The sequence below is a fragment of the Candidatus Streptomyces philanthi genome (genome assembly GCF_059553635.1).
Window position 1 is genome coordinate 1 of record NZ_JCANQV010000235.1, and the last position, 9,366, is coordinate 9,366.

At 73.9% G+C, this 9,366-nt stretch carries 9 protein-coding genes; 4 read left to right on the forward strand and 5 right to left on the reverse strand.

From position 1 onward, the window contains the following. Positions 1 to 14: 14 nt before the first annotated feature. The 3 genes from AC51EU_RS22730 to AC51EU_RS22740 form a co-directional block, all read right to left on the reverse strand. Positions 15 to 539 (reverse strand): DinB family protein, encoded by a 525-nt coding sequence (locus AC51EU_RS22730; RefSeq protein ID WP_496268887.1) that lies wholly within the window; start codon positions 537 to 539, stop codon positions 15 to 17. Between the two features lie 87 nt (positions 540 to 626). Next, positions 627 to 2,069 (reverse strand): MFS transporter, encoded by a 1,443-nt coding sequence (locus tag AC51EU_RS22735; protein ID WP_496268888.1) that lies wholly within the window; start codon positions 2,067 to 2,069, stop codon positions 627 to 629. A 143-nt stretch (positions 2,070 to 2,212) separates the two neighbouring features. Further along, complete coding sequence (locus AC51EU_RS22740) at positions 2,213 to 3,406, reverse strand: thiolase C-terminal domain-containing protein (RefSeq protein WP_496268889.1); 1,194 nt, start codon at positions 3,404 to 3,406, stop codon at positions 2,213 to 2,215. Between the two features lie 582 nt (positions 3,407 to 3,988). Between AC51EU_RS22740 and AC51EU_RS22745 the strand changes: the two genes are divergently transcribed. From AC51EU_RS22745 to AC51EU_RS22760, 4 genes are all read left to right on the forward strand, one after another. Beyond that, positions 3,989 to 4,657 (forward strand): class I SAM-dependent methyltransferase, encoded by a 669-nt coding sequence (locus AC51EU_RS22745; protein ID WP_496268890.1) that lies wholly within the window; start codon positions 3,989 to 3,991, stop codon positions 4,655 to 4,657. Between the two features lie 5 nt (positions 4,658 to 4,662). Continuing rightward, positions 4,663 to 5,514 (forward strand): N-acetylmuramoyl-L-alanine amidase, encoded by an 852-nt coding sequence (locus AC51EU_RS22750; RefSeq protein WP_496268891.1) that lies wholly within the window; start codon positions 4,663 to 4,665, stop codon positions 5,512 to 5,514. Between the two features lie 196 nt (positions 5,515 to 5,710). Continuing rightward, positions 5,711 to 6,544 carry a hypothetical protein gene (locus AC51EU_RS22755; protein ID WP_496268892.1) on the forward strand — a complete coding sequence of 278 codons (834 nt, stop codon included), beginning with the start codon at positions 5,711 to 5,713 and terminating at the stop codon, positions 6,542 to 6,544. 121 nt (positions 6,545 to 6,665) lie between these two features. Next, entirely contained in the window at positions 6,666 to 7,676 is a 1,011-nt protein-coding gene (locus tag AC51EU_RS22760; RefSeq protein WP_496268893.1) for an LLM class F420-dependent oxidoreductase, read from the forward strand. 14 nt (positions 7,677 to 7,690) lie between these two features. Here the strand turns inward: AC51EU_RS22760 and AC51EU_RS22765 are convergent, their stop codons facing one another. Beyond that, a complete protein-coding gene (locus AC51EU_RS22765) occupies positions 7,691 to 8,494 on the reverse strand; it encodes a maleylpyruvate isomerase family mycothiol-dependent enzyme (protein WP_496268894.1) in 804 nt (267 codons plus the stop codon). Between the two features lie 31 nt (positions 8,495 to 8,525). Next, a complete protein-coding gene (locus tag AC51EU_RS22770) occupies positions 8,526 to 9,068 on the reverse strand; it encodes a hypothetical protein (protein WP_496268895.1) in 543 nt (180 codons plus the stop codon). Between the last annotated feature and the right edge of the window lie 298 nt (positions 9,069 to 9,366).

Here is a 9,366-nt window from a genome sequence, read left to right on the forward strand (position 1 = left end):
CCGCGCCGGAGGTCTCACGCCCCGGTGGTCCCGTCGATGCGCTCGCGGAGCAGGTCGGCGTGGCCGTTGTGACGCGCGTACTCCTCGATCATGTGAATCATGATCCAGCGGAGGGAGACCTGCTCGCTGCCGATATGGGCGGCCTCCCGTGCCGGGAGCCGGCCCACGTCGCCGAGCGTCGCGCCGGCGACCGCCTCGCGGCTGCGTTCGACCTCGGCGCGCCAGGCGTCCAGCACCTCGTCGATCCCGTACCCGGGGACGAGCGTGAAGCCGTCCCCGGCGTCCTCCAGGACCGGCGGCAGGTCGCGGCCCGCGAACACCCGCTGGAACCAGTTGCGTTCCGTTTCGGCAAGATGTTGCACCAGGCCCAGCAGCGTCATCGGCGAGGGCGCCGCGGAGACCAGGCGGGCCTGGTCGTCCGTGAGGCCGGCGCATTTGAGGGCCAGGGTGGCGCGGTGGAAGTCCAGCCAGGCGGCCAGCATGGTGTGTTCGTCGGCGTGCGGGGGCGGTACGTGCCGTCCGTCCGGTGTCGTCGTCATGCGCAACACCCTCGCACGGCCCGCGTCCCGGCGTCCGCCCGTGACGCCCCGGCGGGCGCGCGGTTCCCCCTCCGTCGTGCGCGCCCCTCAGTGCGCGGCGTCCTCCCGCCGCCTCGGCAGGGCGACGAGCATCAGGACGATGCCGCCGACGAGGACGCCCGCGCCGACGTGGAAGGCGAAGCCGTAGCCGTCGGCGAGGGCGGCGCGGCCGTGCCCGGACGCGGCGCGGGTGGCGGCGACGGTGGACAGGATCGACAGACCGAGGGCACCGCCCATCTGGCGCGAGGTGTTGATCAGGCCGGAGACCAGGCCCTGGTCGGCGGGGTCGGTGCCGGAGGTGGCGATGGCGGCGGTCGGGGTGGCGGTCAGTCCGGCGCCCAGCGCCATCAGTACGCCGGGGGCGAGCAGGGTGCCGACGTAGGTGCCGTCGAGGCCCATCGTGCCCTGCCAGGCCATGCCGCACACGGAGATCACCGCGCCCGTGACGGCCAGGCTCTTGGCGCCGATGCGGTGCATCAGCCAGGGGGCGATCTTCGAGCCGAGCACGATGCACAGCGAGTGCGGCAGGAACGAGAGGCCGGCCTGGAGCGGCGTGTAGTGCAGCACGTTCTGCATGTAGAGGGAGAGGAAGTACCACATCGAGAACATCGCGGCGCCCGACAGCACCATCGCCGCGTTGGCCGAGGAGACCGACCGCAGCCGGAAGAGGCCCAGCGGCATCAGCGGGGCCCTGGTCCGTGCCTCGACCGCGATGAACCCCCCCACGACGACGAGTCCGGCGGCCAGCGGGAGCAGTGCGGCGGGTGACGTCCAGCCGGCGGTCTCGGTCCGTACGATGCCGAAGGCCACCAGCGCCAGACCGCCGGTGGCCAGCAGTGCGCCCAGGACGTCGAGCCTGCGGGCCTCGCCCTGCCGGCTCTCGGTGAGCCAGAGCGCGGCTCCGGCCAGGACGACCGCGCCGACCGGCACGTTGATCAGCAGCACCCAGCGCCAGGACAGGAACTCGGTGAGGACGCCGCCGACGAGGCCGCCCACCGCGCCGCCGCCCGCGCCGACCGCGGTCCAGGTGGCGATGGCCCTGGTGCGGGCCGCGCCCGCCGGGAAGGACGTGGTGAGGATGGTGAGGGTGGCCGGGGCGAGGACGGCGGCACCGACGCCCTGGATGGTCCGTGCCCCGATCAACTGCCAGGGTTCCTGCGCCAGTCCGCCGGCCAGGCTCGCGACCGTGAAGAGGCTGAGGCCGATGACGAAGATCCGTTTGCGCCCGAAGAGGTCGGCGGCCCGGCCGCCGAGCAGCATGAACCCGGCGAAGGTGATGACGTAGGAGTTGACGATCCATTGGAGGCCGAGTTCGCTCAGGCCGAGTCCGGCGCGGACGGCGGGCAGTGCCACGTTCACGACCGAGACGTCCAGGACGACGAGGAACTGCCCTGCGCAGACCAGCAGCATCACCAGCCACGCAGGGGCTGCCGTACGGCGCTCGGTGGCGGACATGGTGGTGGAGGGAGCTATCGGGGGCATGCGGCACATGCTCGCACCGGTCGTGCGCCGGGCGCATCGGGATAACGGTGCACCGGCCACCTTTCCGTGGTCCTAGGACCCGGGGCGGAGGGAGCGGTGTCCGCGCCTCCCCTCCCCCTCGTCCCGTCTCCCGTTCGGCCCGTTCGCGTACGTCACTTGCGCAGCAGCGTCACCACCGCCGCGCCGCCGAGGCCGATGTTGTGCGCGAGTCCCGTCCGGGCGCCGGGCACCTGCCGCTCCCCCGCCGTTCCCCGCAACTGCCATACCAGCTCAGCGGCCTGTGCGAGTCCCGTCGCGCCCAGCGGGTGCCCCTTGGAGATCAGTCCGCCCGAGGGGTTGACCACCCAGCGCCCGCCGTAGGTCGTGGCGCCGTCGGCGACGAGCTTCCCCGACGCGCCCTCGGCGCACATCCCGAGCGCCTCGTACGTCAGCAGCTCATTGACCGAAAAGCAGTCGTGCAGCTCGACGACGTCCACGTCCTCGATGCCGAGTCCGCTCTCCTCGTACGCCTGCCGGGCGGCGGCGCGGGACAGCGGCCGGCCGACGACGTCGACGCAGGAGCCGGAGGCGAAGCTCTCCTCGGTGTCGGTGGTCATCGCCTGCCCGGCGATCTCCACCGCCACCTCGCGCAGTCCGTGGGCGCGGACGAACCGTTCGGAGGCGACGACCGCGGCGGCGGCGCCGTCGGAGGTCGGTGAGCACTGGAGCTTGGTCAGGGGCGCGTGGACGGTCTTCGACGCCAGGACCTCCTCGACGGTGTACGGGTCCCGGAACTGGGCGTAGGGGTTGCGGACGGAGTGCCGGTGGTTCTTGGCGCCGACGGCGGCGAGCTGTTCCTCGGTGGTGCCGTGGCGTTCCATGTGCTCGCGGGCGGCGTTGCCGAAGATCTGGGCGGTGGGCGGGGTCCGCGCGAAGCCGTGCCGGGCCGCCATCACGGCGTAGTGCCGCGCCACCGGGGAGGCGGCGAACCCGCCGGGGTCCGCGCCGCCGCCGAGCGGTCCGCGGCGCATGGTCTCGAAGCCGAGGGCGAGGACGCAGTCGTTGAGGCCGGAGGCGACGAACTGACGGGCCAGCATCAGCGCGGTGGCGCCGGTGGCGCAGTTGTTGTTGACGTTGTAGACGGGGACGCCGGTCAGGCCCAGTTCGTACGCGGCGCGCTGGCCGGCGGCCGAGGGCTGGAAGCAGTGGCCGGCCGGGACCTGTTCGACCGCCTCGTAGCCGATGCCGGCGTCGGCGAGCGCCGCGCCGCCGGCCTCCTTCGCCAGGTCCGCGTAGTGCGCGTCCTCGCTCCCGGGCTTGCGGAACCTCGTCATCCCGACGCCGACGATGTACGCCTTGCCAGCCATGCGTGTCCTCCTGGGGTCAGCGGGAACGCGGGAACGGTCGGGGCGTGCGCCCGGCAGAGTAGAACAGGTTCCAGTACGAGGGAAGGCCGGGCGAAGGTACGGAGGGGACGGCGGGGCGCGGGGCTCCCGTACGGCGCGGCCGTGGTGGAACCGGTCCGCAATTACCGGGAAACGGGCGGGACGCGAAGGGGAAACGGTCCGGTGAATTTCCAGAACGGGCCGGTACCGGAACGGCATCGAAACAACATCCGACGGACAGCTGTCGAGAAGCGCACAGGAAACGAACAAGGAGAGGGCGGCGGGCCGGCGGGCGCCACAGGGAACACACCGGATTCCCGGCGCCGCATTCCCCGGATTCCCCTCCCGCGAATGGCGCGCGGCCCGGCGGCACGGAATCCCTTGCCCCGTACGGCGTTCGACGGCATTCCGCCCCCGTCATCCGCGCCGCACCGTCCCCATTCCCGCATACGCCGGATTCCCGGAAAACCGGGCGATGTCCCGGCCTCCGCCCCACCCGCATCCGGCGCCGTTCCCCGCGTACGGCACCATGAGCCACCGGAACCGCACCCCTGGAGGACGCCCATGGCCGCTGCCACGACGCCGCAGCCGGACGCGACGCCGCGCCCGGAGATCCTCGCCGCCTTCGAGGCCGCGAAGGGCTTCATGCCCGTGGACGAGGGGCTCGCCCTGTACGCGGCGGCGGCCGCGGCGGGCACGCTCGGACTGCCGCTGCTGGAGATCGGCACGTACTGCGGACGCTCCACGATCCTGCTCGCCGACGCCGCGCGCACGGCCGGCGTCCCGGTGGTCACCGTCGACCACCACCGGGGCAGCGAGGAGCAGCAGCCGGGCTGGGAGTACCACGACCCGGAGGTGGTCGACCCCGAGGTCGGCCGGATGGACACCCTGCCCGCCTTCCGCCGCGCCCTGCACGCGGCGGGCCTGGAGGAGCAGGTGATCGCCCTGGTCGGACGCTCCCCGCAGGCCGCCGCGCTCTGGCGGGCCCCGCTGGGCCTGATGTTCGTCGACGGCGGGCACACCGACGAGCACGCCGGCGCCGACTACGAGGGCTGGGTGCCGCATCTCGCGGACGGCGGGCTGCTGGTCATCCACGATGTGTTCGCCGACCCGGCGGACGGCGGGCAGGCCCCGTACCGGATCTACCGCCGGGCGCTGGAGTCCGGGGCGTTCACCGAGGTCTCGGCGTGCCGCTCGCTCCATGTGCTGCGGCGCACCGGGCCGGGCCTCTGAGGCGGGTGAGGGCCATCGCCGCCGCGTCCCGCAGCCGCCCGTACGGCATATCCCTGCTCGTCCCGCTGCTCGTGGTGGCCGCCGGCGCCACGGGCTGCCGGGCGGAACGCCCCGCGCCGGACCCGTCCGCGACCGCCGCCACCGCGACACCCTCCCCCAGGGCCACCGCGACGCGCCCGGCGGGCCCGTTGGCCGGGCGGACCGTCGTCCTCGACCCCGGGCACAACCCGCGCAACAGCGCCCACGGCCGCGAGATCTCCCGGCGGGTGGACGCCGGCAACGGCCGCAAGGAGTGCGACACCACCGGCACCGCCACCGACGACGGCTACCCGGAGGCCTCGTTCACCCTGGACGTCGCCCGCCACGCGCGGGCGCTGCTGCGGGCCGAGGGCGCGAAGGTGGTGTTCACGCATGACGGCGACCGCCCCTGGGGGCCGTGCGTGGACGAGCGGGCCCGCGCGGGGAACGCGGCGCACGCGGACGCCGTGGTCTCGGTCCACGCCGACGGTTCGGCGCCCGGCAACCGGGGCTTCCATGTCATCCTGCCCGCCCGCGTCCGGGCCGGCGCCGCGGACACCACGGCCGTCACCGGTCCGTCGCGGAGGCTGGGCGAGCGTCTCGCGGACCGCTTCGCGGCGGTGACCGGCAGCGCCCGGTCCAATTACCTCGCGGGCGGTACGGGTCTGGACACCCGTTCCGATCTCGGCGGACTCAACCTCTCGAAGGTGCCCAAGGTGTTCCTCGAATGCGGCAATATGCGCGATCCGAAGGACGCCCGGAAATTGACCGATCCGGCCTGGCGGCAAAAGGCGGCACGGGGGATCACCGAGGGCATCACGGACTTCCTGACCCGGTGAACGCGCGAGCGGAAACGTCCGGAACACCCCTGCCCGGTACCCGCGCACCGTTACGGAAGCCGGTGACGCGCCGATACCACGACAGCGGCCCGACGGCTTGGGCGGAGGGTTCCCCTTTACGATGGGGGGCCTCCGCCGTGCCCGCGCCGCGCAGACCCCGATGACCGGAACACCGAAACCGACAAAGGATCCTTACGTGAACATCCGCTCCCTCAAACGAGGCGACGGCGTGGTGATCGGAGCAGCGGTGCTGCTGTTCATCGCCTCGTTCTTCAGCCTTTACTCGACCGGTGGCAACTGCGTCGGCAGCTTCTGCCCGCCGACGGTCTCGGGCCCCAACGCCTGGAACATCCTGCCGTCGCTGATGACCATCTACCTGGCGGGTGTGATCGCGGCCGCGCTGATCGTCGCGGGGCGGGTGCTGCCGCAGCCGCCGAAGGTCGCCGGTTTCGAGCTGGGGCAGCTGGGCACCGCACTGTCCGTCTTCGTCGTGTGGACGACGCTCTGGTGGACCGTCAGCACCAGCCCTGCGGCCGGCCTGCTGCTGGGTCTGCTCGCCGCCGTGGTGATGGCCGGTGCCGCGGTCGCCACCCCGCTGGTGCCCGCGCTCCAGCCCGCGCTGCTGGGCGCCCCCAAGCCGCAGCCCGTCGCGTCCCCGTACGGCACGGGCCCGCAGCAGGGCTACGGCTACCCGGGCCCCCAGCAGGGCCAGGGGTACGGCTACCCGGGCGGCGCGCAGCAGGACCCGAGCTACGGCGGCCAGCAGCAGTACCCGGCGGGTGCCGCGACGGGGGGCGCGCACGGCGCGACCGCCGCGGCGGGCACGCCCGTGGAGTTCGCCCCGTTCTGGTTCGCGGTGCCCGTGGCGCGCCCGCTGTACGGCGAGGACGGTTCGCCGACGCCGATCGCCGAGCTGGCGCCCGGCACCTGGTACCTCGCGGTGGACCAGCGCGGTCACGCCCTGGTCGCACAGACCCAGGACGGCCGGCGCGGCGTCCTCCAGGACACCACCGGCATCCAGCGCGGCTGATCCGCAGCCTGCCACGGCCCTCCGTCCCCGGGGCGGAGGGCCGTTGCGCTGCCCGCCACCGGGTCGTACAGTGCGCCGGAACATCCATCTGACGACCAGTCAGCACAGGGAGGCGCCGGCGATGCGACTGGGTCTGGCACTCGGCTACTGGGGGCGCGGCCCCGACCCCCGCCATCTCGATCTCGTCCGGGAGGCCGAACGCCTCGGCTACACCACGGTGTGGACGGCGGAGTCCTGGGGCTCGGACGCCTTCACCACCCTCACCTGGATCGCCGCCCACACCTCCCGCATCGGGCTGGGCACCGGCATCGCGCAGATGGCGGCGCGCTCCCCCACCGCCACCGCGATGCACGCGCTGACGCTCGACCACCTCTCCGGCGGCCGGGTCCTCCTGGGCCTCGGGCTGTCCGGGCCCCAGGTCGTCGAGGGCTGGTACGGCCGCCCGTTCCCGGCGAGCCCGCTGACCGCGACCCGCGAGTACGTGGAGACGGTCCGCCAGGTCCTGCGCCGAGAGGGACCGGTGGTGACCGAGGGACGCTTCCATCCGCTGCCCTACCGGGGCCCGGACGGCACCGGCCTCGGCCGCCCCCTGAAGTCGATCACCCACCCGCTCCGCGCCGACCTGCCCGTCCTGCTCGGCGCTGAGGGCCCCCGCAACGTCGCCCAGACGGTACGGATCGCCGACGGCTGGCTGCCGCTGTACTGGTCGCCGCTGCGCGCCGGCATCCATGAGGCGGCGCTGGCCGGGGCGCCGGACGGCTTCCGGATCGCGCCGCTGGTACGGGCCGTGGTCTGCGACGACGTCACCGAGGGGCTGCTGCCCGTCAAGGCGATGCTCGGCTTCTACATCGGCGGCATGGGGCACGCCACCCGCAACTTCCACGCCGACCTGATGGCCCGTATGGGCTTTCCCGAGGAGGCGCGGCGGGTGCGGGAGCTGTTCCTCCAGGGGCGCGGGCAGGAGGCGGTGGACGCGGTGCCGGACGCGTTCGCCGACGAGATCTCCCTGGTCGGGCCGCGGGAGCGGATCGCGGAGCGGCTGGAGCTGTGGCGCGCGGGACCGGTGACCGACCTGCTGGTGACCGCCCCCGACCCGCACACCCTGCGGGTGCTCGCCGAACTGACGGCGTAGGGCGGCCCGGCCCGTCACCCGAAGGACGCCACCTCCAGCCACCGGTCCAGCAGCGCGCGGTCGCCGGTCACCTCGACGCGGTCGCTCCCGGCGGGCAGACGGCGGTAGAAGACCCGCAGGACATCGGTGAGCGGACCGCGCAGGACGACCGCGGCCTCACCGGGGCCGCGCCGGTGGACCGGGCGGTCGCCCGTGAGGTCGAGGGTCCAGGCGGCGTCCGTTCCGGGCGGTACGTCGGTGGCCTCCAGACCGAGGACGCGGCCGGGGCCGAACAGCGGCGCCGCGGGATCGGTGCGGCGTGCCAGGAGGCCGGGCAGGGAGCAGAGTTGCAGCCACTCCTCGACGCAGTCGGCGGCGACATCGGCCGGTACGTCGAAGGGGGCGCCGCTGGTGAGGGCGGCGTCGGCCCGGTGGACGACCGTCTCGTGGGTCATCCGCCGGGCCCAGAACCCCGCGGTGTGCAGGGGCGACCAGCTCCACACCGGTGCGTCCGGTCCGGCCTCCCGCAGGACCCGTACCGCCGCTTCGGCCCCCTCGGCGAGCCAGGCGTCCAGCGCCGCCGCGTCGTCGGTGTCCGGGCCGGCCGCGCCGGGGACGTCCTCCACCGCCACGTCCGTGGTGGCGCGGGTGGCGACGAGCGACCCGGCCCAGCGGTGCGCGGCACCGACGTGCCGGGCCAGGTCGGCGAGCGTCCAGTCCGGGCAGGTCGGCACGGTGGCGGTGAGGTCGGCGCCGTGCAGCGCGGCCCGGAACCGGTCGGTCTCGGCGGCGAACGCGTCGCAGTACCGGGTGTGGCTGAGGGTTCCTCTGAGTGTCATGGGGCCGCACGGTAGCGCGCGGACCGGTCGGTCAGCTCTTCAATTGCTGGAGTGAGGGCACCTGGTCCTTCACCGGGGCTCCGGCGCTCTTGCCCGCGTCCTTGACCTGGCTGATGATCCCCTGGAAGGCACCGACGTCCCCGGGGGACACCTCGCCCCTGCGCATCTTCATGCCCAGCTCCTTGAGCTTGTCGATGCCGCGGGAGAGCGGGGCGACGGCTTTGGAGAGAAGCGGGTCGCCCTTGGCGTTCCTGGTCGCCGCCTTGAGCCTGTTGTAGGTGAAGACACCGGCGAGTCCGGCCTTGAACAGCGCCAGTTTGCGGCCGTGCGCCCCCTTCTTGAACTTGCCCGCCTTGTAGGGCTTGACGATCCACTCGTAGGTGGCGCCCGCCGCGAGACCGGCGTTGGCGACGAAGCGGGTCTTGGCGAACTTCTGCCGCTCGGCGGAGGTGGTGGGACTGGGCGCCGCCGCGACCGCTCCGCTGCTGCTCTGGCTCTGGCTCGCCCTGCCGCAGGCGGCCACGCCCGCGGTCAGGGTGCAGGCGAGCAGCAGGGCGACCACGGCCCGCCGCAGCGGGGTGTGGCGGCGGGGGCGGGATGGTCGGTCCGGGGACCGCCGGGCGGGGCGGGCGTCGAGGAGGGAGGAAAGGACGGTCACGGCACGCCTCCGGGGGCTCTGTCGAAAGTGATCATTTGCCGGTCACGACCGCAGCCTCACCCGGCCCCGGGGGCCCCGCCATCCGGAACGGCCGTACGGGGGCGGCGCCACTGGCCCGTACGGGTGGGGCGCGGGCCGTACGGGTGGCGGTTCCCGGGGAGACGGCCGGGGCGCGCGTGGTGCGAGAGCCTCGGAATCAGCGGGCCGGGCGCGC